The 23896-nt window shown below is 66.5% G+C and carries 23 protein-coding genes; 15 read left to right on the top strand and 8 right to left on the bottom strand.

Annotated features, from left to right (window positions below; genetic code table 11):
- Positions 1-77 precede the first annotated feature (77 nt).
- From pcnB to JW897_RS06130, 7 genes are all read left to right on the top strand, one after another.
- Positions 78-1436, top strand: a complete 1359-nt coding sequence (gene pcnB / locus JW897_RS06160; RefSeq protein ID WP_205465498.1) for a polynucleotide adenylyltransferase PcnB — start codon at positions 78-80, stop codon at positions 1434-1436.
- Positions 1437-1922: a 2-amino-4-hydroxy-6-hydroxymethyldihydropteridine diphosphokinase gene (gene folK, locus JW897_RS06155; RefSeq protein ID WP_205465497.1), complete on the top strand. Its 486-nt coding sequence runs from the start codon at positions 1437-1439 to the stop codon at positions 1920-1922.
- 17 nt (positions 1923-1939) lie between these two features.
- Entirely contained in the window at positions 1940-2575 is a 636-nt protein-coding gene (locus JW897_RS06150) for a deoxynucleoside kinase (protein ID WP_048413856.1), read from the top strand.
- 58 nt (positions 2576-2633) lie between these two features.
- Positions 2634-3425, top strand: a complete 792-nt coding sequence (gene panB / locus JW897_RS06145; protein ID WP_048413855.1) for a 3-methyl-2-oxobutanoate hydroxymethyltransferase — start codon at positions 2634-2636, stop codon at positions 3423-3425.
- Positions 3426-3450: 25 nt separating this feature from the next.
- Positions 3451-4284, top strand: coding sequence for a pantoate--beta-alanine ligase (gene panC, locus JW897_RS06140; protein ID WP_205465496.1), 834 nt, complete (start codon positions 3451-3453; stop codon positions 4282-4284).
- Between the two features lie 22 nt (positions 4285-4306).
- Positions 4307-4687 (top strand): aspartate 1-decarboxylase, encoded by a 381-nt coding sequence (gene panD, locus JW897_RS06135; protein WP_048413853.1) that lies wholly within the window; start codon positions 4307-4309, stop codon positions 4685-4687.
- A 227-nt stretch (positions 4688-4914) separates the two neighbouring features.
- A complete protein-coding gene (locus JW897_RS06130; protein ID WP_048413852.1) occupies positions 4915-5328 on the top strand; it encodes a GFA family protein in 414 nt (137 codons plus the stop codon).
- A gap of 25 nt (positions 5329-5353) precedes the next feature.
- Here JW897_RS06130 and rraA read toward each other — a convergent pair whose 3' ends face one another.
- From rraA to rsxB, 4 genes are all read right to left on the bottom strand, one after another.
- Positions 5354-5842 carry a ribonuclease E activity regulator RraA gene (gene rraA, locus JW897_RS06125; protein ID WP_048413851.1) on the bottom strand — a complete coding sequence of 163 codons (489 nt, stop codon included), beginning with the start codon at positions 5840-5842 and terminating at the stop codon, positions 5354-5356.
- Positions 5843-5965: 123 nt separating this feature from the next.
- Complete coding sequence (locus JW897_RS06120; RefSeq protein WP_048413850.1) at positions 5966-7447, bottom strand: DegQ family serine endoprotease; 1482 nt, start codon at positions 7445-7447, stop codon at positions 5966-5968.
- A gap of 69 nt (positions 7448-7516) precedes the next feature.
- The gene (gene nth, locus JW897_RS06115) at positions 7517-8164 is read right to left on the bottom strand and encodes an endonuclease III (RefSeq protein WP_048413849.1); all 648 of its coding nucleotides are present in this window, start codon (positions 8162-8164) and stop codon (positions 7517-7519) included.
- Positions 8161-8856, bottom strand: coding sequence for an electron transport complex subunit RsxB (gene rsxB / locus JW897_RS06110; RefSeq protein ID WP_048413848.1), 696 nt, complete (start codon positions 8854-8856; stop codon positions 8161-8163). The genes nth and rsxB overlap by 4 nt, the downstream gene beginning before the upstream one ends.
- 230 nt (positions 8857-9086) lie before the next feature.
- Here rsxB and JW897_RS06105 point away from each other — a divergent pair, with 230 nt between their 5' ends.
- Positions 9087-10976 (top strand): methyl-accepting chemotaxis protein, encoded by a 1890-nt coding sequence (locus tag JW897_RS06105; protein WP_205465495.1) that lies wholly within the window; start codon positions 9087-9089, stop codon positions 10974-10976.
- Between the two features lie 72 nt (positions 10977-11048).
- Here the strand turns inward: JW897_RS06105 and acs are convergent, their stop codons facing one another.
- The 3 genes from acs to JW897_RS06090 all read right to left on the bottom strand — a co-directional run bounded on the left by acs (position 11049) and on the right by JW897_RS06090 (position 15110).
- Entirely contained in the window at positions 11049-13013 is a 1965-nt protein-coding gene (gene acs, locus JW897_RS06100; RefSeq protein ID WP_205465494.1) for an acetate--CoA ligase, read from the bottom strand.
- Positions 13014-13122: 109 nt separating this feature from the next.
- Positions 13123-14802: a cation acetate symporter gene (locus JW897_RS06095; protein ID WP_048413845.1), complete on the bottom strand. Its 1680-nt coding sequence runs from the start codon at positions 14800-14802 to the stop codon at positions 13123-13125.
- The gene (locus tag JW897_RS06090) at positions 14799-15110 is read right to left on the bottom strand and encodes a DUF485 domain-containing protein (RefSeq protein WP_048413844.1); all 312 of its coding nucleotides are present in this window, start codon (positions 15108-15110) and stop codon (positions 14799-14801) included. The genes JW897_RS06095 and JW897_RS06090 overlap by 4 nt, the downstream gene beginning before the upstream one ends.
- Before the next feature lie 481 nt (positions 15111-15591).
- Between JW897_RS06090 and JW897_RS06085 the strand changes: the two genes are divergently transcribed.
- Both JW897_RS06085 and JW897_RS06080 read left to right on the top strand, forming a co-directional pair.
- Positions 15592-16485 carry a LysR family transcriptional regulator gene (locus JW897_RS06085; protein ID WP_048413843.1) on the top strand — a complete coding sequence of 298 codons (894 nt, stop codon included), beginning with the start codon at positions 15592-15594 and terminating at the stop codon, positions 16483-16485.
- A gap of 171 nt (positions 16486-16656) precedes the next feature.
- On the top strand, positions 16657-17127 hold the full coding sequence (locus JW897_RS06080; protein WP_048413842.1) for a hypothetical protein: 471 nt from the start codon (positions 16657-16659) through the stop codon (positions 17125-17127).
- Positions 17128-17169: 42 nt separating this feature from the next.
- Here the strand turns inward: JW897_RS06080 and ppk2 are convergent, their stop codons facing one another.
- Positions 17170-18021 (bottom strand): polyphosphate kinase 2, encoded by an 852-nt coding sequence (gene ppk2, locus JW897_RS06075; RefSeq protein WP_197083018.1) that lies wholly within the window; start codon positions 18019-18021, stop codon positions 17170-17172.
- Positions 18022-18381: 360 nt separating this feature from the next.
- On the opposite strand from ppk2, the gene JW897_RS06070 reads away from it, so the two are divergent.
- The 5 genes from JW897_RS06070 to JW897_RS06050 all read left to right on the top strand — a co-directional run bounded on the left by JW897_RS06070 (position 18382) and on the right by JW897_RS06050 (position 23894).
- Positions 18382-19077 (top strand): ABC transporter ATP-binding protein, encoded by a 696-nt coding sequence (locus JW897_RS06070; protein ID WP_205465493.1) that lies wholly within the window; start codon positions 18382-18384, stop codon positions 19075-19077.
- Positions 19074-20450, top strand: a complete 1377-nt coding sequence (locus JW897_RS06065; RefSeq protein WP_205465492.1) for an FtsX-like permease family protein — start codon at positions 19074-19076, stop codon at positions 20448-20450. The genes JW897_RS06070 and JW897_RS06065 overlap by 4 nt, the downstream gene beginning before the upstream one ends.
- 22 nt (positions 20451-20472) lie before the next feature.
- Complete coding sequence (locus JW897_RS06060) at positions 20473-21243, top strand: outer membrane lipoprotein-sorting protein (protein ID WP_205465491.1); 771 nt, start codon at positions 20473-20475, stop codon at positions 21241-21243.
- 29 nt (positions 21244-21272) lie between these two features.
- Positions 21273-22478, top strand: a complete 1206-nt coding sequence (locus JW897_RS06055; RefSeq protein WP_205465490.1) for a hypothetical protein — start codon at positions 21273-21275, stop codon at positions 22476-22478.
- A gap of 129 nt (positions 22479-22607) precedes the next feature.
- Positions 22608-23894, top strand: coding sequence for a serine hydrolase domain-containing protein (locus JW897_RS06050; protein ID WP_205465489.1), 1287 nt, complete (start codon positions 22608-22610; stop codon positions 23892-23894).
- Positions 23895-23896: the final 2 nt, after the last annotated feature.

Genomic DNA, 23896 nt, shown 5'->3' with positions numbered 1-23896 from the left:
AATAGGGATATAATCGCCGGCTTGACTACCTACTAGTCTTGCGAATCCTGGCATTCCAAGTCGACTATCTTCTCATAATGATCCGCAAGTTTATCCGTAAAGTACTGGACCTGCCCGCCGGCATGGGCAAGCGCCGCACCAAGGCGCGCGTGATTCCTCTGCCGCAACACGGCATCCGCCGAGACCAGCTCAGCTCCGCTGCGCTGAAAGTCACCACCCGACTGCAGGAGGCCGGTTTTTCCGCCTATGTGGTGGGCGGCGCCGTGCGCGACTTGATGTTGGGCGTGTCGCCGAAGGATTTCGACGTCGCCACCAACGCGACGCCGGAGGAAGTGCACCGGGTGTTCCGCCGCTCCCGCATCATCGGCCGGCGTTTCCGCATCGTCCACGTGATGATGGGGCAGGAAACCATAGAGGTGACCACCTTCCGCGGCGGCTCGGTGGACGACACCAATGAAACCGGCCGCATCATGGCCGACAACAGCTTCGGCAGCCAGGAAGAGGACGCCCACCGCCGCGACTTCACCGTCAACGCGCTGTTCTACGATCCGTCCGACGAAACCGTCATCGACTACCACCACGGCGTCAAGGATTTGCGCGCCCGCAAGCTGGTGATGATAGGCCAGCCCGCTCGCCGTTATCAGGAAGACCCGGTGCGCATGTTGCGCGCGGTGCGCCTGGCGGCCAAGCTGGGCTTCGAGATCGACGACGCCACCCGCAAGCCCATCCGCACCCACGCCCATCTGCTGAAGAAAGAGCCGCCGGCGCGCCTGTTCGACGAAATGCTCAAGCTGCTGATGTCCGGCCAAGCCTACGGCTGCCTGAAGAAGTTACGCGAGGAAGGCATGGCGCGCGGCGTGTTTCCGCTGCTGGACGCGGTGCTGGACGACAAGGGCGACGATCTGTTCTTGAAGCTGGGCCTGGAAAGCACCGATCAGCGCATCCGCGCCGACAAGCCGGTGTCGGTGGGCTTCCTGCTGGCCACCTTGTTGTGGAAGCAGGTGCACCAGCGCTGGCAGAAGCGCCTGAACGCCGGCGACCGCGCGGTGTACGCGCTGGCGCAGGCGATCGCCGACGTGGAGTCCGAACAGGACAACGATTTCGCCATTCCGCGCCGCTTCAGCGTGACCATGCGCGAAATCTGGATGCTGCAGTCGCGCTTCGACAGCCGCAGCGGCCAGCGCGCCTACCGCTTCCTGGAACAGCCGCGCTTCCGCGCCGCCTACGACTTCTTCGCGCTGCGCGGCGAAGCCGGCGAGGTGGACATGAAGCTGGTGTCCTGGTGGAATGATTTCCAACGCGCCGACGACGAGGAGCGCGAACAGCTGCTGGAGATCGCCAAGGCCAGCGGCGAGCCGGACCCCGCCAAGAAGCGCCGCCGCCGCCGTCCCGCCAATCGCCGCAAAGCCGCGGGCGAATCCGGCGGAGAGGCCTAAGTGGCCCAGGCTTTCATCGCGCTGGGCAGCAATCTCGAGCAGCCGGCGGCGCAAATCCGCGCCGCGATCGCCGCGATCGCCGCCTTGCCCGACACCGCGCTGATCCGGCCGTCCGCCCTGTACCGCACCGCGCCGGTGGGCTATGCCGATCAGCCGGACTTCATCAACGCCGTCGCGGAGGTGGACACCGCGCTGGCGCCGCGCGAGTTGTTGCGCCGGCTGCTGGCGATTGAGGCTGAATTCGGCCGGGTGCGCACCTTCCGCAACGCGCCGCGGGTGCTGGATCTGGATCTGCTGTATTACAGCGGCGTCGCGCAGAGCGACGAAGACCTGACCCTGCCGCATCCGCGCATGCATCTGCGCGGCTTCGTCATGATCCCGCTGGCGGAGATCGCCCCCAATCTGGCGCTGCCGGCGCTGGGCACGGCCGGCGAACTGGCCGCCGGGCTGGCCGATCAAGGCGTGGAGCGTCTCGAAAACAACTAGCTAAGAGGAAGCGAGCGATGAGTCAATTGCGTTATGTCGTGGTCGAAGGGCCGATCGGCGCGGGCAAATCCTCTCTGGCGCGCCGACTGTCGGAATACTGGGGCGTGCGCCTGCTGGCGGAAGATCCCGCCGCCAATCCTTTCCTGCCGCGCTTTTACCGCAACCTGCCGGCTCACGGCCTGTCCACCCAACTGTCCTTCATGCTGCAACGCGCCGAAATGGCCAAGAGCATGTTGGACGGCGAGCTGCTGGCCAGCCCGCTGGTGTCGGACTTCCTGTTCGAAAAAGACGCGCTGTTCGCCAAGATCAATCTGGACGAGGCCGAGCTGGCCTTGTACAAGCGTCTGGCGGCGCAGGCGATGCCCGAGCATCCGGTGCCGGACCTGGTGATCTATTTGCAGGCTTCCGAAGAAAACCTGCTGAGCCGGGTGGCCGCGCGGGCGGCCGAATACGAGGTCAATTTCCCCGAAGGCTATCTGAAGCGCGTGCATCAGGCCTACAGCGAGTTTTTCCATCAATACGAGGCCGCGCCGCTGCTGATCGTCAACACCGATCACCTGAACCTGGTGGACGGCGACGAGGACTTCGAGCTGTTGATCCGCTGCATCAGCGAGGCGCGAGGCCAGCGCAATTATTTCAACAAGAGCGTCTGAGCCGCTTCGCGCTGCGCGCCCCGCCGGCTGATGGACGACTGAACGAGGAAGAACGGGCATGAAAATTACCGTCAACACCCTGCAGAAAATGGCGCAGGAAGGGCAGAAGATCGCCATGCTGACCTGTTACGACGCCAGCTTCGCCGCCTTGCTGGAGCAAGCCGGCGTCGAGATTCTGCTGGTGGGGGATTCGCTGGGCATGGTGGTGCAGGGCATAGACTCCACGCTGCCGGTGGCCGAAGAGGAAATGCTGTACCACGTGCGTTGCGTGGCGCGCGGCGCCAAGCAGGCGATGGTGCTGGGCGACATGACTTTCGGCGCTTACCAGGAAAGCCCGCAGCAGGCCTTCGCCCACGCCGCCCGCATCATCCAGGCCGGCGCCCACATGGTGAAGCTGGAAGGCGGCGCCTATATGGCCGACACCACCCGCTTCCTGGTGGAGCGCGGGGTGCCGGTGTGCGCCCACATCGGCCTGACGCCGCAGTTCGTCAACACTTTCGGCGGCTACCGGGTGCAGGGCAAGAGCGAGGAAGATGCGCGCCGCATCGTCAACGACGCCAAGGCGCACGCCGAGGCCGGCGCCAGCCTGGTGCTGATGGAGTGCGTGCCGGCCGAGCTGGCGCGCGAGATCACCGAGTCGATTTCGGCGCCCACCATAGGCATAGGCGCCGGCGCCGACGTGTCCGGCCAAGTGCTGGTGCTGCACGACATGCTGGGCGTGTATCCGGGCAAGAAGGCGCGCTTCGTCAAGGATTTCATGGCCGAGAGCGCCAGCATCCAGGGCGCGGTGCAGGCCTATGTGCAGGCGGTGAAGGACAAGTCCTTCCCGGCGGCGGAACATACTTTCTGATCGGCTCTGCCCAGGACATCAAGCAATGGAAATCATTCGTACCGTGGCGGAGATGCGCGCCTGGCGCCGCCAGGCGGGCAAGCTCGCCTTCGTGCCCACCATGGGCAATCTGCACGCCGGCCATCTGGCCCTGGTCAAGGCGGCGCGCGAACGCGCCGACAAAGTGGCGGTCAGCATCTTCGTCAACCGGCTGCAGTTCGGCCAGGGCGAGGACTTCGGCGCTTACCCGCGCACTTTCGACGCCGATTGCGACAAGCTGCGCGCCGCCGGCGTGGACGCGCTGTTCTTCCCGGAGGAGCAGGAGCTGTATCCGCGCGTGCGCCAGGACTTCAACGTGGAGCCGCCGAATATCCAGAACGAGCTGTGCGGCGCCTTCCGCCCCGGCCACTTCCGCGGCGTCGCCACCGTGGTGACCAAGCTGTTCAACATCGTGCAGCCGGACCTGGCCTGTTTCGGTAAGAAGGACTTTCAGCAGCTGCACGTGATCCGCTCGATGGTGGACGACCTGAACTCGCCGATCGAGATCGTGCCGGTGGATACCGGCCGCGCCGACGACGGCCTGGCGCTGTCCTCGCGCAACGGTTATCTGAGCGCGGAAGAGCGCGCCGAGGCACCGCGGCTGTACCGCAATCTGACGCGGCTGCAGCAGCGGCTGCAAGACGGCGACAATGACTACGCGGCGCTGGAGCAAGGCGCGCGCGACGATCTGGCCCAAGCCGGCTGGACCGTGGATTACGTTGAAATTCGCCAGGCCGACACCCTGGCGGTGGCGCACGCCGGCGAAAAACGCCTGGTGGTGCTGGCGGCCGCCCGACTGGGGCGCACCCGCCTGATCGACAACATTGAAGTGTTCCGCTGATCAGCGGACTAAGGATGCAATCATGCAGCGCAATATGCTCAAATCCAAGCTCCACCGGGTCACCACCACGCACAGCGAGTTGCACTATATCGGCTCCTGCGCGATAGACGAGAACCTGCTGGAAGCGGCCGACATTCTGGAATACGAAGAAGTGCAGATCTGGAACGTCACCAACGGCGAGCGTTTCGCCACTTACGCGATCAAGGCCGAGCGCGGTTCCGGCACCATCTCGGTCAACGGCTCGGCCGCGCGCCGCGCCGCGCCGGGGGATCTGCTGATCATCGCCTCCTTCGCCCAGTACGAGGCCGCCGAGCTGAAGCATCATCAGCCCAAGCTGGTGTTCGTCGACGCGGACAACCAGATGACCGAGCTCAAGGGCGCGACGCCGACCCAGGCGGCCTGATCCGCCTCCGGTTTCGCCCGTCAGCGGCCGCCTCAGGGCGGCCGTTGTTTTTTTGTTGCAGCACAGCATCAATCTCGGGGCCGGCGCCGGTTTATTTCAAGCCGGGGCTTGGCGCTGGCGTCGACGGTGAATCATATTTAAAAAGCGGAGGTGTCTGGCTGCCGGTCCGGGCTTGCGTCGGCGGCCGCTTCCCAATCCATCGTCCATCCAGCAGCGAGGGAGGCATCATGAGCACGAGCCAGAATCTGACCGGGGGTTGCCTGTGCGGCGCGGTGCGCTACCGTTTGCGCGCCGAGCCTTACGATGTGGTGCACTGCCATTGCAAAAGCTGCCGGCGCGCCAGCGGCGCGGCCTTCGTCACCTGGTTCACCATCCGCGTGGCCGATCTGGACTGGCGCGGCGAAAAGCCGGTGATCTACCATTCCTCGGCCGCGGTCAGCCGCGGCTTCTGTCCGCATTGCGGCTCCACCCTGAGCTATCGCCACGAATCGGACCCGGAGGAGCTCGACCTCACCGTGTCCTCGCTGGACCACCCGGAGCTGGTGGCGCCGGCCGGGCATATCTGGTGGGAGCAGCATCTGCCTTGGGGCAGCCCCGCCGCGCAGCAGGAGCTGCCCGTCTACCAGCGCAGCGAAGTCTGAGAACGTGTTTACGATCCGCCGCGCGTCACGGCGCCGGGTGCAGCGCGCCCGGCGCGACGACCACGCCGTCCTCGTCGGCGTACAGCCAGTGGCCGGGGCTGAAGCGCACCTGGCCGAACTCCACACTCAGATTGCGCTGGCCTTCTCCGCGCTTCACCGATTTGCGCGGATGAACGCCCAGCGCGCGTACGCCCAGCGCCAGCTTGTTCAAGGCGGCGGAGTCGCGGACGCAGCCGTTGATCACCAGGCCGGCCCAGCCGTTGGCCACCGCCAGCACGCCCAGTTGATCGCCCAGCAGCGCGCAGCGCAGCGAGCCGCCGCCGTCCACCACCAGCACCTTGCCGGCGCCGTTCTGGCTCAGCGCCTCCCGCAGCAGGCTGTTGTCCTCGAACAGCTTCAGGGTTTCGATGCGGCCGAAAAAGCGGGCCTGGCCGCCGTAGCGTTGCAGCGAGGGCGTCAGCACCTGCAGTTGCTCGTCGAACTGATCGCATAGATCGGCGGTGTGAAAGTCCATGGCGGTTCTCCTGGGGCGGGTGGCGAAAGCTTCATCCTAGCAGCGCGGACGCGCGGGCGGTATGCCGGACAAATGAAAAAGCCGCCTGACGGCGGCTTGGGGCGTTGCGGATGGAGAAAGGGCTTATTCCAGCCGCAGGGGCACGAACAACACCGCCTCGTTGCGGCGCACCAGCAAGGCGATATGGCCTTTGGCGCTGGCCAGCGCTTTCTCGAAGCTGGCGATGGTGGAGACTTCCACCTGGTTCAAGCCCAGGATCACATCGCCCGCCTGCAGGCCGGAGCGGGCGGCCGGGCCCTGCGCCTTCTGGATCAGCAAGCCGCCGCGCACGCCCAGTTCCGAGCGCTGGTTCGCCGTCAGTTCGCTCAGCGTCAGGCCCAGCTTGCCGAACTGGAAGCCCTGCGGCGAGCTTTCCTCCTGCTGCGGCTGCGCGCTCGGCGCATCCTGCGCCAGTTCGGCCAGCGTGGCTTCCAGCTCTTTCTCCACGCCTTTGCGCCACACCGTCAGCTTGATCTTGGTGCCCGGCTGCAGCGAGCCGACCAGTACCGGCAGATCCTTGGAGCTTTCTATGGCCTTGCCGTCCAGCTTCAGGATGATGTCGCCGGCTTGCAGGCCGGCGCGAGCGGCCGGTCCCTTGGGATCGACGCGCACCACCAGCGCGCCGCTGGGGCGCTGCAGGCCGAAGGACTGCGCCAGTTCCTGGGTTACTTCCTGAATGTTGATGCCCAGCTGGCCGCGGCTGACCTTGCCCTTGGCCTTGAGCTGATCGACCACGCTCATGGCAAGGTCGATGGGGATGGCGAAGGAAATGCCCATGAAGCCGCCGGAACGGCTGTAGATCTGCGAGTTGATGCCCACCACCTCGCCGCGCAGATTGAACAGCGGGCCGCCGGAGTTGCCGGGGTTGATCGCCACGTCGGTCTGGATGAAGGGAACGAAGTTCTCGTCCGGCAGGCTGCGGCCCTTGGCCGAGACGATGCCGGCGGTGACGGTGTTGTCGAAGCCGAACGGCGCGCCGATGGCGGCCACCCATTCGCCGACCTTCAAGTCCGCCGGGCTGCCGATCTTGACCACCGGCAGGTCCGCCGCCGCCACTTTCAGCAGCGCCACGTCGGTGCGCTTGTCCACGCCCACCAGCTTGGCGCGCAGCTCGCGTTTGTCGGTCAGCATCACCTTGACCTGCTGGCTGTCCGCCACCACGTGGGCGTTGGTCAGGATGTAGCCGTCGGCGCTGATGATGAAGCCGGAGCCGAAGGAGACGCTTTCTTCCTGCGGCTGTTCGCGCTGCGGCGGATGATTGGGGATGAAGCGGCGGAAGAAATCGTACAGCGGGTCGTCTTCCGGCACCGGAATCGGCAGATTGCTGGCTTGGGCGCCGCCGCTCTCTTCGCGGCTGGCCTGGATGTTCACCACCGCCGGACCGTCGCGGCTGACCAATTGGGTGAAGTCCGGCAGCAGCATGGCGACGCGGCCATCCTGTTGCGCGGGAATGGCGACCGGCGCGGGCTGGGAGTTGCCTTTGAAGAAGCGCTCGACCTTGTCGCAGCCGGACAGCAACGAGGCTGCGAGCAAGGCGCCAACCAGGGTGCGCAGATACGTTGTCACAGGCTATCCTTTTAGGTTGATGTCTATGCGGAAAATAAGGGCGGAACCGGAGTTTTTCCAGTATTTGATTCAGTTGTCTTTAATCATAACGGTTTTTGCCGGATATTCGCAGAGGTCGGCGATGACGCAGCGCTCGCATTCCGGTTTCCTGGCTTTGCAGACGTAGCGGCCGAGCAGGATCAGCCAGTGATGCGCGTCGACTTTGAATTCGTCGGGGATGTATTTTACCAGCTTATCCTCGACTTCTCGCACGTCTTTGCCGGGCGCGATCCGCGTGCGGTTGGACACCCGGAAAATATGGGTGTCCACCGCGATGGTGGGCTGGCCGAAAGCGGTGTTGAGCACCACGTTCGCGGTCTTGCGGCCGACGCCGGGCAGCGCTTCCAAGGCCTCGCGGGTTTGCGGCACCTCGCCGCCGTGCTTTTCCAGCAGCAGGTGACAGGTGGCGATCACGTTCCTGGCCTTGGTCTTGTACAGGCCTATGGTCTTGATGAAGTTCGCCAGCGATTCTTCGCCCAGCGCCAGCATCGCCGCCGGGGTGTTGGCCACCGGGTAGAGCCGGCGCGTGGCCTTGTTGACGCCGACGTCGGTGGCCTGCGCCGACAGCAGCACCGAGATCAGCAGTTCGAACGGGCTGCTGTACTCCAGCTCGGTGGTGGGGTGCGGGTTGGCGTCGCGCAGGCGGGTGAAGATTTCTTTGCGTTTGACGGCGTTCACGGCTTGTCCTTGTCTGCTTGTTCGCGGGCGGCGCGCATCGCGGCGGCGCGTTCCATCGCCTTGCGGATCAATTCGTTCTTGTCGGCCGCCGGCGCGGCGGCGGAGGCTGCGACCGGCGCCGCGGCCGGGGAGGCCGGCGCGGCGCTGACCGCGGCGCGCTCGGCCAGGCGTTTGGCCTTGTCCGCCTGATCGCGCGTCTTGCGCGCCTGGCGTCGTTCATAGCGGACGCGGGCCTGGGCGGCGCGCGCCATCACCCGTTCGCGCTCGCCGTCGGCGGGATCGGCCACCGGCAGCAGGTCGATGCAGTCCACCGGACAGGGCGCCAGGCACAGCTCGCAGCCGGTGCATTCGGCGGCGATCACGGTGTGCATCTGCTTGGCGGCGCCGACGATGGCGTCCACCGGACAGGCCTGGATGCACAGGGTGCAGCCTATGCAGCTGTCTTCGCGTATCACGGCCAGCGCGCGCGGCTTGGGCTGCGGGCCGTCGGCGGCGAAGGGAACGACGTCCCGGCCCAGCAGCTCCGCCAGCGCCCGGATGCCGTCGTCGCCGCCCGGCGGGCAGCGGTTGATCGGATCGCGGCCTTCCGCCAGCGCCTCCGCATACGGGCGGCAGCCGGCGTGGCTGCATTGTCCGCATTGGGTCTGGGGCAGCAGGGCGTCGATCCTGTCGACGAGTGTGATCACGGGCATGCTGTGGGGTTCCGCTTCAAAAACCGCTAATTATCGACGCTAGGGGCCGCGGCTTCAACACCCGGCGCGGACTAGGCTTCGGGAGGCCTTGCCGGCGCGCGCGCTTGAAGCGGGGAATCGGGCGTCGCCGGGGGCGCGGCGCGCGATTTTCGTAAAAAACAAAGCGGCGGGGCTTGGAGCGGCGCGCGGGTGCGCTATGGTGAAAATACTCACTTTTCCGGACCGCCGCCATGAAAATCGCCCACAAAGCCGGCCTGATTTCCGCCCTGGTATTGGCCTTGACCCTGTCTACCCTGTCCTGGCTGCAATACCTGAGCGTGGCGGACAGCATACGCGCCGGCAAGGAGCAGGAAGTGACCCAGACCAGCCAGGTGCTGGCCGAGCAGATCGCCAATTGGCTGAACGGCAAGCTGGCGCAGATCCAGCTGATGTCGGAAACCATAGACGCCGGTTTCAGCGGCGAGCGCATCCTGGAAGTGTTTCAGCGGCCCATGCTCAAGAACGAGTTCAAGCTGGTGTTCGGCGGCTTGGACAGCGACGGCAAGAGAATCTCCAACGATCCGTCGTGGAATCCGCCGCCCACCTGGGACGCCCGCAAGCGGCCGTGGTATCCGGTGGCCAAGGCGGCCGCCGGCGTCGGCCTGACCGATCCCTATCCGGACGCCGCCTCCGGCGAGATCCTGATTTCGGTGGTGGCCAAGCTGACCGACAAGGGCGCGTTCAAGGGCGCTTTCGGCGGCGACCTCAGCCTGAAGTCGGTTTCGGACGCCTTGAACACCGCCACCTTCAACGGCGCGGGCTACGCCTTCCTGCTGTCCGCCGACGGCAAGATCATCAGCCATCCGGACGCCAAGCTGAACGGCAAGAGCGTCGCCGAGCTGTTCGGCGGCGCCGCGCCGGCGCTGGACGGCAAGGTGCACGAGGTGGAGGTCAACGGCCAGAAACTGATGGTGGCCTTCCAGCCGCTGTCGCACCTGCAGCCGGCCAAGTGGCTGGTGGGCGTGGTGCTGGACGAGGGCAAGGTGATGGCCGAGGCCAAGCAGATAGGCTGGCGCGGCTTTTGGGGCGCGGTGATAGGGGTGCTGCTGAGCATGGTCATCCTCAGCACGCTGATGCAGCAGATCCTGCGCCGTCCCCTGCAGCAGCTCAAGCATTCGCTGGCCGAGCTCAACAGCGGCAACGGCGACCTGACCCGCCGCATCGACGAAAGCTCCCGCGACGAATTCGGCGAGGTGGCCAAGGAGCTGAACCGCTTCATCGCCTATCTGCAGCGCTTGATCGGCGACATCCGCCAGATTTCCACCCGCGTCCACCAGGGCGCCGAGCAGAGCGCGGAAGAGGCGCAGCAGAGCAGCGGCGAGGCCAGCCGCCTGCAAAGAGAACTGGAGCAACTGGTGGCGTCCATCGGCCAGATGGCGGAGGCGTCCGGCGAGATGACCTCCAATGCCGGCGCGGTGGCCGAGGCCGCGCGGCAGGCGCACGAGGAGACCGGCAGCCGGATGGTGCTGGTCACCCAGTCCAGCCAGGCGATACGGCGCTTGGCCGACACCCTGGAACAGACCTCGCTGTCCATGAACGAGCTGGCCGAGTTCAGCAAGAACATCGAATCCATCGTTAGAGTGATCACCGGCGTGGCCGAGCAGACCAATCTGCTGGCGCTGAACGCCGCGATCGAGGCGGCGCGGGCCGGGGAGATGGGACGCGGTTTCGCCGTGGTGGCGGACGAGGTCCGCAAGCTGGCTTCGCAAACCCAGGAGGCGACGCAGGAAATCCGCAGCATGATAGAGCAGCTGCAGCGCGGCGTGAGCGAGGCCAGGGGCCGGATGGACGAAAGCCGCGATTGCGCCAGCAGCACGGTGAAGGACGCCGAGCAGATCAGCGAGATGCTGACGCGCATCCAGGACGTGATTTCCGACATCAACGCCAAGAACAGCGACATCGCCGGCGCGGTGAGCCGGCAAAGCCAGATGACGCGGGAGATCAACGACAGCGCTGGCAGCATCCAGCACATCGGCCAGCGCGTCAGCGACGCGGCGCAAGTGCAGTTGCGGCACTGCAAGGACACCGCCGCCGACGTGGCCGAGCAGGACGAGATGATCGCCCGCTTCCGGCTGGAGTAGCGCCGGGACGGATAGGCTTGGGCGTGAAAAAGCCGGAGCCGCATCGCGGCCCCGGCGTGGCGGATCCAGCGTTTACAGCGGCTGCTGCAACTGTTGCAGGATTTGCGGGTTTTCCAGCGTGGACACGTCCTGGGTGATCTCCTCGCCCTTGGCGATGGAGCGCAGCAGGCGGCGCATGATCTTGCCGGAACGGGTCTTGGGCAGGTTCTCGCCGAAGCGGATATCGTCCGGCTGGGCGATCTTGCCGATCTCGTGCGCCACCCAGTTTTTCAGCTCGGCCGCCACCTTCTTGGCTTCCTCGCCCTGCGGGCGCGCGCCCTTGAGCACCACGAAGGCCACCACCGCCTCGCCCTTGACCTCGTGCGGCTTGCCGACCACGGCGGCCTCGGCCACCAGCGGGTTGGCCACCAGCGCGGATTCGATCTCCATGGTGCCCAGACGGTGGCCGGACACGTTCAGCACGTCGTCGATGCGGCCCATGATCCAGAAATAGCCGTTCTCGTCGCGGTTGGCGGAATCGCCGGCCAGGTAGTACTGGCCGTTGAACTCTTCCGGGAAATAGGTTTTCTTGAAGCGCTCGGGATCGTTCCAGATGGTGCGCACCAGGCTGGGGAAGGGCTTCTTGATCACCAGGAAGCCGCCGCGGCCCGGGTCCACCTGGGCGCCGGACTCGTCGACGATGTCGGCCATGATGCCCGGCAGCGGCAGCGTGCACGAGCCGGGCTTGGTGGCCACCGCGCCCGGCAGCGGCGAGATCTGGATGGAGCCGGTCTCGGTCTGCCACCAGGTGTCGACGATGGGGCAGCGGCCGCCGCCCACGGTTTCGTGGTACCAGATCCAGGCTTCGGGGTTGATCGGCTCGCCCACGGTGCCGAGCAGGCGCAGGCTGGACAGATCGTGCTGCTTGGGCAGGTCCGCGCCCAGCTTGATCAGCGAGCGGATGGCGGTGGGCGCGGTGTAGAAGATGCTGACCTTGTGCTGCTCAATCATGCGCCAGAAGCGCGAGGCGTCCGGATAGGTGGGCACGCCCTCGAAGATCACCTGGGTGGCGCCGTTGGCCAGCGGGCCGTAGCAGATATAGCTGTGGCCGGTGATCCAGCCCACGTCGGCGGTGCACCAGAACACGTCGTTGGGCTTGTAGTCGAACACCCAGCGGAAGCTGTTGGCCGCGCCCAGCAGATAGCCGGCGCTGCTGTGCTGGATGCCCTTGGGCTTGCCGGTGGAGCCGGAGGTGTAGAGGATGAACAGCGGGTCCTCGGCGTTCATCCATTCCGGTTCGCACTGTTCCGGCTGGCCGCTGGTCAACTGGTGCCACCAGACGTCGCGGCCCTCGCTCCAGGCCACCTCGTTCTGGGTGCGCTGGTAGGCGACCACGTGCTTGACGCTGTCGCAGCCGTCCATCGCCAGCGCCTCGTCCACGGTGGCCTTCAGCGGCACGCTCTTGCCGCCGCGCAGGCCTTCGTTGGCGGTGATCACCAGCTTGGCGCCGGCGTCCTGGACGCGGTCGCGCACCGCGCCGGCGGAGAAGCCGCCGAACACTACGGAGTGGATGGCGCCGATGCGGGCGCAGGCCTGCATCGCCACGACGGCCTCGATCACCATCGGCATGTAAATCACCACGCGGTCGCCCTTGGCCACGCCCAAGCTCTTCAGGCCGTTGGCGAACTGGCAGACGCGGCGGTGCAGCTCGGCGTAGGTGACGCGGGTGACCGCGCCGTCGTCGGCTTCGAAAATCAGCGCGATGCGGTTGGCGTTGACCGGCAGGTGGCGGTCCAGGCAGTTGTAGGAGACGTTGAGCACGCCGTCGTCGAACCATTTGAAGAACGGCGCCTGGCTGTCGTCCAGCACGCGGGTGAACGGTTTTTTCCAGGTGATCTGATCGCGCGCCAGATCGCCCCAGAACGACAGGTAGTCGGCGTCCGCCTGCTCGCACAGCGTGTGGTACGCCTCGATGCCGGAGATCGCCGCCTTCTGGCGGAAATCGTCGGAAGGCGGAAAGCTGCGGGTTTCCTTGAGGACGGATTCTAGCGTGGACATAAACTTCTCCTGGATTAACTTTGTAGCGTTGCCGCCGCTCCTGGACCGCCGGAGCGGCGCGGTGGGTTGAAAGGCAGGCCGACATCCTCGGCCCGGCCTTATGTCAATGTCAATGCTTGGAGGCGCCGGACGCGCCGATGCCGGTCATCGCGCGCACGAACTGGGCTTCGAACTTGGCTTTCTCCTCGTCGGCCTGGCGCGACTTGTCCAGCACCGAGAACAGCCAGGTGGAGACGAAGGCCAGGGTCATCGAGAAAATGGCCGGATTCTTGTACGGGAACACCGCGTGCTCGTGCTTGAGCACCTCCACCCAGACCGTCGGCCCCAGCACGATCAGCACCACCGCCGACAACAGGCCGATGAAGCCGCCGATCACCGCGCCGCGCGTGGTCAGCCCCTTCCAGAACATGGACAGGAACAGCACCGGGAAGTTGGCGGAGGCGGCGATGGAGAAGGCCAGGCCCACCATGAAGGCGATGTTCTGCTTCTCGAACACCAGGCCCAGCACGATGGCCACCACGCCCAGCACCACGGTGGTGATCTTGGACACGCGGATCTCGTCGGCCTCGTTGGCCTTGCCGTGTTTGATCACGCTGGCGTACAGGTCGTGCGACACCGCGGACGCGCCGGACAGCGCCAGGCCGGCCACCACCGCCAGGATGGTGGCGAAGGCCACCGCGGAGATGAAGCCCAGGAACATGTCGCCGCCGACGGCCTCGGCCAGGTGCACCGCCGCCATATTGTTGCCGCCTATCAGCTGGGTGACGGATTTGCCGTTCTTGACCACGGTTTCCATCATCCCCGGCTGGTTCAGCACCAGCATGATGGCGCCGAAGCCGATGATGAAGGTCAGGATGTAGAAGTAGCCAATGAAGCCGGTGGCGAAGAACACCGATTTGCGCGCTTCCTTGGCGTCGGACACGGTGAAGAAGCGCATCAGGATGTGGGGCAGGCCGGCGGTGCCGAACATCAGCGCCAGGCCCAGCGAGATCGAGTCGATCGGATCGGCCTTGCCCGGCGCCATGATGGCGATGCCCTTGCTGTGCGCGGCCACCGCTTTTTCAAACATGACTTCCGGGCTGAAACCCACGGTGGCCAGCACCATGATGGCCATGAAGGTGGCGCCGGAGAGCAGCAGCACCGCCTTGATGATTTGCACCCAGGTGGTGGCCAGCATGCCGCCGAACAGCACGTAGCACACCATCAGCACGCCCACCATCAGCACCGCCGAGGTGTAGCTCATGCCGAACAGCAGTTGGATCAACTTGCCCGCGCCCACCATCTGCGCGATCAGGTAAATGGCGACCACCACCAGAGTGGAGGTGGCGGCGAAGCTGCGCACCGGAGTCTGGCGCAGCCGGTAGGAGGCGACGTCGGCGAAAGTGTATTTGCCCAGATTGCGCAGGCGCTCGGCTACCAGGAACAGGATCACCGGCCAGCCCACCAGGAAGCCCATCGAGTAGATCAGGCCGTCATAGCCTTTCTCGAACACCATCGCGGAAATGCCGAGGAAAGACGCGGCGGACATGTAGTCGCCGGCGATCGCCAGGCCGTTCTGAAAACCGGTGATGCCGCCGCCGGCCGCGTAGAAATCGCTGGCGGACTTGGTGCGGCGCGCGGCCCAATAGGTGACGCCCAGCGTGAACGCCACGAACAGCAGGAACATGATGATGGCGTGCCAGTTGGTGGCCTGTTGCTTGACATCGCCCTCAATGGCCCCGGCCGCGATGGCCAAGGAGGGCAGTAGAAGGCCGGCGACGCAGGCCAGTTGCAAGACGCGTTGCTTCATTGCTTGGACTCCTCGACGATTTGCTGATTGAGCAGATCGAATTCAGTGTTGGCGCGGCGGACGTAGATGCCGGTCAGCACGAAAGCCGAAACGATGATCAGCACGCCGATGGGGATGCCCACCGTCATGGTGGCGCCCGCGCTGATCGGATGGCCCAGCGTGGCCGGCGAAAACGCCAGCACCAGGATGAAGCCGTAGTAGATGATCAGCATGGCTAGAGTGAGCTGCCAACCCAGTCTGGTTTTCTTGCGCACCAGTTCCTTGAATTTGGGATTGGACTGCACTTTCTTGAGTATGTCCTCGTTCATTGCATCCTCCTTTGTGGTCGCGACTTGAGATGTCGCTGCTGAAAACATAAGGGAGGTGGCGGAGGCGAATCTAATCGCTTTTTTTGATGCGCAAAATTATTCAGACCGATGTTGCAATGCAAAAATTGATTAAAATCAATGTGTTGAAATAGAATTTTTGCTCTTAATGCAGGGGCGGACGCTTGTTGGGGCCAGCGCGAAATCGACGTTGCAGCGGGGCGTCGCGGCCGCGGCGGGCCTTGCCGCAAATGCCTGGGAGCGCCGTCGGCGCGGCACAAAGCGCTTGTTATTTAGCCGGCATTGCGCCGAAAATGGACCGCACAAGACAAAATCATCGCCGGCCTGGCCTCGCTCAGGCCGCCGCCTCCGCCGCATCGCGCGGCGGCGCGCAAGCGGGCGCCGGAGACCCGCCGTCATGCCGCCCATGCCTGCCGCGCGCGGCGATCCGGCTCGCCGTCGGGCATCCAAGTCAGGGGAGAACATGGAAATCTATCAGTTGCGCACCTTTGTCACCGTCGCCCAGCAAGGGCACCTGACACAGGCCGCCGAACTGCTGCATCTGTCGCAGCCGGCGGTCACCGCGCAAATCAAGGCGCTGGAAGAAGAAGTGGGCATGCAGCTGTTCGAGCGCAGCGCGGGAGGGGTGTCGCTGACCCGCATCGGCCAGGAGTTGCTGCCGCAGGCGCAGGCGATACTGGGCGCGGCCAGCGGCATCATCAACCATGCGCGGCAATTGAAGGGCCAGTTGTCCGGCAAGGCGCGGGTCGGCGTCACGCTGACGCCGGACACGCTGAAAATCGGACCTTGGGTGGCGGGGCTGGTGGAGCGCTATCCCTTGCTGGACGTTCAGCTGCGCCACGGCGTGACCGTGGATGTGCTGAACCTGGTGCGCAAGAAGGAGCTGGACGCCGGTTTCTACCTGGGCAAGAACCCCTATGTGAACGTCTCCACCATCAAATTGGCGGAGCTGCCGTTCCGCATCGTCGCGCCCGCCGCCTGGGCGCCGCGTTTGGCCGGCGGCGGCCTCAAGGAATTGGGCAAATTGCCGTGGATAGGCATCTCGCAGTTCTCCAGTCTTTCCAAAATCACCGCGGAATTGTGGCGGGAACTCAACATTTCGCCTAAGAAGGTAGCGGAGTGCGATCATCTCGACGCCATCCTTGAGCTGGTGGCCTCCGGAGTGGGCGTGGCGCTGGCGCGGGAAGAGGCGGCGCAGGCCTGGCGCGACGCCGGCAGGTTGACAGTGCTGCCGGATGTGCGCAAATTGGCCGAGTTGCAGTTCGTCTACCCGTCGGACCGGGCGGGCGACCCCGTGCTGGAAATCTTGTTGCAAGAACTGCTGCAGGTGTGGCGTTTGCCCGCCGTTGCGGCATAGGAAGCCGTTCAACGCCGCCGAGCCGAGGCGCGGCGGGCTTTGAACAGGCTCTTGGAACCCGCTTGCGATCCGTTGCGCGTCTTTAGCCGGCCGCGCCCCCCTGTTTCGCAAGCGGTCCGCTGGCGGTAGCCGCGCGCTGCGCGGCCCGCCGGGTTTGACCGAGGAGTGGCAATGACCCGTAGTTGGTTGATCGGCGCGATGGAAAGTTACCGCAGCGCGGTGGAGCGCGGCCAGCAGCGCATGCTGGACGCCCAGCAAGAAGCCTGTAGCGTCTGGTGGTCGGCTTTCGCGCCGGCGTATCCGATGTCGCAGTGCGATCTGGAGCGCAGGCTGGACGATACCTTGCTGGTGGGCGCCAATCTGCTGCAAGCTCAGGCCGATACCCAGCGCGACTGGATGTTGCTGACCGAGCGCTGGCTGTCCGAGGTGAACCGCGACGTGCAGGCCCGCTTGGACGCGGCCAGCGACGACGCCCCCTCGCTGCATCCGCTGTGCCACGCCTGGCAGGTGGGCAGCCTGTCCGGCTCCGCCTTGTCCAAGGTGTCCCGCCAGGTGGGGCATTTCGCCGCCACCAGCCTGTCGTCCACGCCGCTGCGCGCCACTTGCGACGCCAGACGGGTGTGGAAGCGCCAAAAAGCCTGATCCCGGCGCCGGGCCCGCCTTCGCCGGCGCCCGGCCTCAGCCTCAAATCCGCAGCAAGGCGTCGCTGTCCTCCGCATCCATGCTGTGCGGCTCGCCCACCAGCAGCGGGTCGGCCGCTCGGGCGACGCGCGCGTCCTTGCCCGGGTAGTCCAGCCGGGACAGGAAGTAGCGGATGCAGTTGAGGCGCGCGCGCTTCTTGTCGTCGGATTTCACCACCGTCCACGGCGCGTCCCCGGTATGGGTGTGGAAGAAGGTCGCTTCCTTGGCCGCGGTGTAATCGTCCCATTTGTCCAGCGACTGTATGTCGATGGGCGACAGTTTCCAGTGCTTCAGCGGGTCGTCGCGGCGCGAGATGAAGCGGCGCAGCTGCTCTTCGCGGCTGACCGAGAACCAGAACTTGAACAGGCGGATGCCGCTGTTGACCAGCATGCGTTCCAGTTGCGGCGTCTGACGCATGAACTCCAGATACTCGTGCGGATGGCAAAAGCCCATCACCCGTTCCACGCCGGCGCGGTTGTACCAGGAGCGGTCGAAGAACACGATCTCGCCGGCGGTGGGCAGGTGCTGGATATAGCGCTGGAAATACCATTGGCCGCGTTCCCGGTCCGACGGCTTCTCCAGCGCCACCACGCGCGCGCCGCGCGGGTTCAGGTGTTCCATATAGCGTTTGATGGTGCCGCCCTTGCCGGCGGCGTCGCGGCCTTCGAACAGGATCACGATCTTCTGGCCGCTTTCCTTGACCCAGTTCTGCACTTTCAACAGCTCGATCTGCAAGGCCTGCTTTTGCAGCTCGTACTCCGGGCGGCGCATCCGCGTGCGGTAGGGGTAGCTGGCCGGCAGTTCGGCGCTGACGCTGTCCTCGGCGCTGCCTTGCGGCGCGGCGGCCACTTGCAAGGCCACCGGCTGCCGGCTGACGGTTTCGATGGCTTGCACCGATTCCTGGTGCGCGCGCTCCACATTGTTGCGGCGGTGGGCGGCGGTTCGGCGCGGCGGCTGAGCGGCCGGCGGCTGGGCGTCGGCGGCGGCCTCCGCGGGCAGGGGGGCTTGGGGCGGGGTTTTGTCTTGTGTCATGCAAGCTCCTTTGCGAGGGGTAAAACCATGCTACTCCCATGGAAAACCGGTGTCGATGCGCGCGGCTTGGCGCGGGCCGGAACAGCGTTGGAGTCCGAAATGGGGGTTTTGTCACAAGACAAAGCTTTTCATGCCGATTTCATGCATATTCATGCCATTGCGCTTTGACTACGGGAGCGGGCCATGTGGGCGGTGGAGTTGAACGGGGTGTCCAAGAGTTACTGGATGGAGCAGGTGCGGGTGCCGGCGCTGGCCGAGGTCAGCCTCAAGATCGCCGCGGCGCGCTTTACCGTGCTGTCTGGCCAGTCCGGCAGCGGCAAGACCACGCTGCTGAACCTGATCGGCGGCATCGACCGAGCCGACGCCGGCGAGATCGTGGTGGCGGGCCAGGACCTGGGCCGTTTGAGCGACGACGCGCTCAGCGATTTTCGCGCGCGTCACATCGGCTTCATTTTTCAGAACTTCAACCTGATGCCGGTGCTGTCGGCGTTTGAAAATGTCGAATATCCGTTGCAGCTGCAGGGCGTGCCGGCGCGGCTGCGGCGCGAGCGCGCGCTGGAGATGCTGGCGGCGGTGGGTTTGGCGGACAAGGCGAGGCACCGCCCCGGCCAGCTGTCCGGCGGCCAGCGCCAGCGGGTGGCGATCGCGCGCGCGCTGGTGCACGAGCCGGCCCTGGTGCTGGCCGACGAGCCCACCGCCAATCTGGACAGCCATACCGGGGCGTCCATCCTGGCCTTGCTGCGCCAGCTGCAGCGCGAACGCCGGGTGGCGGTGGTGTTTTCCTCGCACGACCCGCAGGTGATCGCGGCGGCGGACGAGCGCTACCAGGTCAGCGACGGCCGGGTCGGCGCGCTGAACCCGGAGGAGGCCTGGGCGTGAACACCTTGAAACTGGCCTGGCGCAATCTGCTGCGCAATCGCCGCCGCACCTTGGCGACCTTGTCCACCATGATCATAGGCCTGGTGGCGGTACTGCTGTTCGGCGGCTACAACCGCACCGTGCAATACGGGCTGCAAACCGGCATGGTGCGCGCCGGCGGCCATCTGCAGGTGCAGCACCGCGATTACTTCCTGTACGGCAGCGGCAATCCCGCCGCTTACGGCATCCGCGATTACCGCGCGGTGATGCGGCTGATCGAGAACGACCCGGTGCTGCGGCCGATGCTGACCGTGGTCACGCCCACGCTGAGCCTGGGCGGCATCGCCGGCCATTATTCGGCCGGGGCCTCGCGCACGGTGATCGCGCGCGGCAGCGAGGTGGACGCGCAGAACCGGCTGCGGCGTTGGGACGACTACGGCTTCAACGACAAGCGCAAGCCGGTGGCGCTGACCGGCACCGCGCCGAACGCGGCGGTGATAGGCACCGGGGTGGCGCGGGTGCTGCAGCTGTGCGCGGCGTTCAAGCTCAAGGACTGCGCGCCGCCGCCGGCTCCGCCCGGCGGCGAGGATTTGCCGGCCGATCTGGCCGCCTTGTCCGCGGCGGCGCCGCCCGCCGGCGGCCGCGACGATCAGATCGAACTACTGGCCGCCACCGCCGCCGGCGCGCCCAATGTGGCCCGGCTGCAGGTGGCCAAGGTGGAGAGCCAGGGCATCAAGGAACTGGACGATATGTACGTTGGCCTGCATCTGCGTCAGGCTCAGCAGCTGGTGTACGGCCAGGGCGAGCCGATGGCCACCGCCATCGTGCTGCAGCTGAGGCACACCTCGCAGATTCCGGCGGCCGAGGCGCGTTTGCGCAAGCTGTTCGCCACCAGCTTGCGCGGCCAGCCGCTGGCGGCGCACGACTTCGCCACCCTGCAGCCGCAATACGGCCAGATCACCGGCATGTTCGGCACCATTTTCGGCTTTCTGGCGGTGCTGATCGCCTGCGTGGCGCTGTTCACCATCGGCAACACCATGAATATGGTGGTGCTGGAGCGCACGGTGGAGATCGGCACGCTGCGGGCGATGGGGCTGCGCCGCCGCGGCATCCAGCGCCTGTTCCTGTGCGAAGGCTGGCTGTTGGGCCTGGGCGGCGGCGCGCTGGGCATCGCGCTGGCGCTGCTGGCCGCCTGGCTGATCAACCACGCCGGCCTGACCTGGCTGCCGCCGGGCCAGGTGGACCCCAGCCCCATCCTGGTGCGGGTATGGGGCGAGTGGCGGATGATGGCGGTGACCGCCGGCGGCCTGATGGCGATGGCGCTGCTGTCGTCGTGGTGGCCGGCGCGGCGGGCGGCCGCGGCCAATATCGTGGAGGCTTTGCGTCATGCGTGAAACGCTTGGAACATCGACGGGCATGAGGACGAAACGCTGGGCCGCGCTGGGCGCTGCGCTGTGGGCGGCAACGGCGCTGGCGGCGCCGGACGCGCAGACCATCCTGGCCAACAGCGACGCGGTGCGCAATCCCGAGCGCTCCTTCGGCCTGGTGGTGTCGCTGGTCAGCTACAAGGACGGCAAGCAGAACGAGGCCAGCGCGCTGGCGGTGTATTCGCGGGCGGACGCCGGCAGCGGGCAGTTCCGCAGCCTGCTGCGTTTCATCCAGCCCAAGCGCGACGCCGGCAAGCTGATGCTCAAGAGCGGCAACGATCTGTGGTTTTTCGACCCGGCGAGCAAGGCCAGCGTGCCGATTTCGCCGCAACAGCGGCTGCTGGGCCAGGCGGCCAACGGCGACGTGGTCACCGTCAACCTGGCGCTGGACTACCGGGCGGCGCTGGCCGGCGAGGAGACGATACAGGACGGCGACCGCCAGCCCCGGCCGTGCTACAAGCTGCGGCTCACCGCGCGCAATTCCGGCGTCACCTACCACGCGATCGATCTGTGGGTGGACCGCGACGGCTACCGCAGCCGCAAGGCGCAGTTCTACGCCGAGAGCGGCAGCCTGCTGAAGACCGCCTATTACCGCGCTTACCAGCCGGTGCTGGGGCGCGAGCGCCCGACCGAGACCGTGATCATAGACGGCCTCAATCCGCGCTGGATCACCGTGTTGCGCAACAGCCAGTTCGCCTGGCGCGAGGTGCCGGAGGCCTGGTTGCAGCGCGACTATCTGCCGCGCTTTCGGGCCGAATGACGATGCGGGGTCTGGCGCTTGGCCTGGCGTTGGCGAGCGCCCTTGTCCAAGGCGCCGACGCGCCGTCGGACGAGGAGGCGCTGCGGCTGGCCGATCAAACCCGGATGGAGGAGGCGGCGCCGCGCGACCTCAAGCTTCAGCTGGAGGCGGCCGCCTTGTCGCCGCGGCCGGGCGAGGACGGCCAGCGGCTGTCCTTGGACCTGCGCTGGGACGGGCGGCTGAGCCCGGCCTGGCGCGGGGTGCTGGCCAACCGGCTGGACTGGCGCTTCGCCGGTTCGCCGCAGCGGGACCGCGGCGTCAATACCCTGAAGGAGGCCTATCTGAGCCGCGAGTTCGGCGTCGACTCGATGCTGGACCTCGGGCGCGTCAATACCCGCTACGGCGTGGCCGTCGGCTACAACCCCACCGATTTTCTCGGCGCCGGCACCGTGCGTTCGGTGGTGTCCGCGGACCCGGACAGCTTGCGCCAGAACCGCCTCGGCAACGCCATGCTGCGCTGGCAGAAACTATGGGACTGCGGCTCGCTGACCGCGATCTGGTCGCCCAAGCTGGGCTCGGGGCCGAACCCGGACGGCGCCAGCCTGGACTGGGGCGCCAGCAATCCCCGGCAGCGGCTGCTGCTGGCCGCCAGCTATCGCTTCGCCGAAAACCTCAATCCGCAATGGCTGCTGCTGCAAGAGCAGGGCCGCTCGCCGCAGCTGGGCTTCAATCTGTCGCGCGTGCTCGGCGACGCCACCGTGGTCTATCTGGAATGGGCCGGCGGCCGGCAGCGCAGCGCCTGGCGGCAAAGCCTGGGGCAGCCGGACTCGGCCTGGCGCAACCGGCTGGCCGGCGGCCTGACCTGGACCGGCGCCAACAAGCTGAGCCTGACGCTGGAAGCGCAGCAAGACGGCGCGGCGCCGGATCGCGACGACTGGCGCGCGCTGCGCGCGCAGCCGGCGCTCTACGGCGCCTACCGGGCGGGAGTCGGCGCCGGCGGCGGCCTGCCCACCCGGCGCGCTGCCTTGCTGCGCGCGCATTGGCAGGACGCGCTGGCGGACGATCTGGACCTGACCGCGATGCGCGGCTTCGACCTGGTGGACCACAGCGGCATGAACTGGGCGGAGGCCCGCTATCACCTGGGCCCGGTGGACCTGGCCTTGCAGTGGCAGCGTTTCGACGGCGCGCCGGACAGCCGTTACGGCGCCAGCCCGGCGCGGCGGGTCTGGCAATTGCTGTTCGACTATTTTTACTGAAGCGGCAATGCGCGGCGACGGCCGCGGCGCGGAACGCATGGCGAGCGGCGGAGAAAGCAACCATAGTGATGAGTGGGGCGGCGCGGCGCCGCCTGGCGTCTAGACTATCCTGACTGACGGGGAACAGGCATGGGCATGAACACGGTGGCCGCTTTGCAAACGTATCTGCGTTCCTGGAACGCGGCGGGCTGCCTGCACGGCGTGGCCGCCGTCGGCCTGGCCGACGGCGAGCGGGCGGCGGTGGCCGGCGGCATGGCCGATCCGGGCCTGGGCGTGGCCAACGAGCAGGACACGGTGTTCCGCATCGGTTCGCTGAGCAAGAGCTTCACCGCCGCCGCACTGTTGCAGCAGGTGGCCCAGGGGCGGCTGGAGCTGAGCGACAGCCTTGAGCGCTTCTTCCCCGATTTTCCCAACGCGGCGGGCATCAGCCTGCATCAATTGCTGAATCACAGCGCCGGCACCGCCAACTTCACCAGCGCGGCCGAGTATTGGCCGACGCGGATGCGGCTGGCGCACCGGCCGCAGGAGCTGCTGGACTGGGCGCACGCGCTGCCGCCGGCCTGCCCGCCCGGCGTCGCCCACGCTTACAGCAATACCGGCTATCTGTTGCTGGCGGCCATTGTGGAGCGGGTGGCGGATCAGGATTTCGCCAGTTATCGGCAGCAATACCTGTTTCGGCCGCTGGGCCTGGAACGCACCTATGTCGACGACGGCCGCGCCATCCTGCCGCATGCGGCGCGCGGCCTGCATCCGGGCGCGCCGTGGCGCTACGCGGAGCCTATGGACATGTCGGTGGCCTGGGGCGTTTACGATCTAGCCTCCAGCGCCGGCGATCTGTGCCGCTGGCTGGAGGCGTTGCAGCGGGGAGAGGCGCTGCCGGCCAAGCTGGCCGCGCTGATGCTGGACGTGAGCGCTCTGGAGTACGCCTACGGGTTTTACGGCGAGGACTGGACGCTGGCCGGTCGCCGGCAGCGGCTGGCCCAGCACTTCGGCGACGTCAACGGCTTCTTCGCCTTCATGAGCGTCTTGCCCGGCGGCGGCAGCGTGGTGGTGCTGGCCAACGCCTTCGGCTCGCCGGTGGAGAGGCTGGGGCGGGATCTGGCGCGCATCGCCAGCGGCGAGTCCTTGGAAGCCCTGCCTGCGCCGGGACGGCAGCAGCCGGACGAGCAAATGTTCCCGCCGGGGCGTTATGAGAGCGGGGACGGAGCCTGGCTGGAACTGTTTTACAACGAGCACGGCTGCTATGCGCGCAGCCCGCGCCGTTACGGCGTGCCCATCGCCTACCCGCTGACCGTGGCGGCGCAGACGCCGCAACTGGCGCGCGCCGCGGTGCTGCCGGAAACCCTGCTGGCCGAAGGAGGGATGCTGCAATGGTGCGACGCGGAGGGGGAAAGCAGGCGTTTGCGGCGGCAGTAGGC

Source organism: Chromobacterium alkanivorans (genome assembly GCF_016937655.1).
Lineage (GTDB): Bacteria > Pseudomonadota > Gammaproteobacteria > Burkholderiales > Chromobacteriaceae > Chromobacterium > Chromobacterium alkanivorans.
Note: the sequence above shows the minus strand (reverse complement) of the source record. Positions and strands in the feature narration are given on the sequence as shown.

Excerpts from the sequence above, each read along its gene's own strand:
- panB (WP_048413855.1), top strand. The coding sequence starts at position 2,634 with ATGAAAATTACCGTCAACACCCTGCAGAAAATGGCGCAGGAAGGGCAG.
- JW897_RS06130 (WP_048413852.1), top strand. The coding sequence starts at position 4,915 with ATGAGCACGAGCCAGAATCTGACCGGGGGTTGCCTGTGCGGCGCGGTG.
- JW897_RS06070 (WP_205465493.1), top strand. The coding sequence starts at position 18,382 with ATGTGGGCGGTGGAGTTGAACGGGGTGTCCAAGAGTTACTGGATGGAG.
- pcnB (WP_205465498.1), top strand. The coding sequence starts at position 78 with ATGATCCGCAAGTTTATCCGTAAAGTACTGGACCTGCCCGCCGGCATG.
- acs (WP_205465494.1), bottom strand. The coding sequence starts at position 13,013 with ATGTCCACGCTAGAATCCGTCCTCAAGGAAACCCGCAGCTTTCCGCCT.
- JW897_RS06095 (WP_048413845.1), bottom strand. The coding sequence starts at position 14,802 with ATGAAGCAACGCGTCTTGCAACTGGCCTGCGTCGCCGGCCTTCTACTG.
- JW897_RS06080 (WP_048413842.1), top strand. The coding sequence starts at position 16,657 with ATGACCCGTAGTTGGTTGATCGGCGCGATGGAAAGTTACCGCAGCGCG.
- JW897_RS06150 (WP_048413856.1), top strand. The coding sequence starts at position 1,940 with ATGAGTCAATTGCGTTATGTCGTGGTCGAAGGGCCGATCGGCGCGGGC.
- panC (WP_205465496.1), top strand. The coding sequence starts at position 3,451 with ATGGAAATCATTCGTACCGTGGCGGAGATGCGCGCCTGGCGCCGCCAG.
- rraA (WP_048413851.1), bottom strand. The coding sequence starts at position 5,842 with ATGGACTTTCACACCGCCGATCTATGCGATCAGTTCGACGAGCAACTG.
- panD (WP_048413853.1), top strand. The coding sequence starts at position 4,307 with ATGCAGCGCAATATGCTCAAATCCAAGCTCCACCGGGTCACCACCACG.
- JW897_RS06050 (WP_205465489.1), top strand. The coding sequence starts at position 22,608 with ATGGGCATGAACACGGTGGCCGCTTTGCAAACGTATCTGCGTTCCTGG.
- JW897_RS06085 (WP_048413843.1), top strand. The coding sequence starts at position 15,592 with ATGGAAATCTATCAGTTGCGCACCTTTGTCACCGTCGCCCAGCAAGGG.
- JW897_RS06090 (WP_048413844.1), bottom strand. The coding sequence starts at position 15,110 with ATGAACGAGGACATACTCAAGAAAGTGCAGTCCAATCCCAAATTCAAG.
- rsxB (WP_048413848.1), bottom strand. The coding sequence starts at position 8,856 with ATGCCCGTGATCACACTCGTCGACAGGATCGACGCCCTGCTGCCCCAG.
- JW897_RS06105 (WP_205465495.1), top strand. The coding sequence starts at position 9,087 with ATGAAAATCGCCCACAAAGCCGGCCTGATTTCCGCCCTGGTATTGGCC.
- JW897_RS06060 (WP_205465491.1), top strand. The coding sequence starts at position 20,473 with ATGAGGACGAAACGCTGGGCCGCGCTGGGCGCTGCGCTGTGGGCGGCA.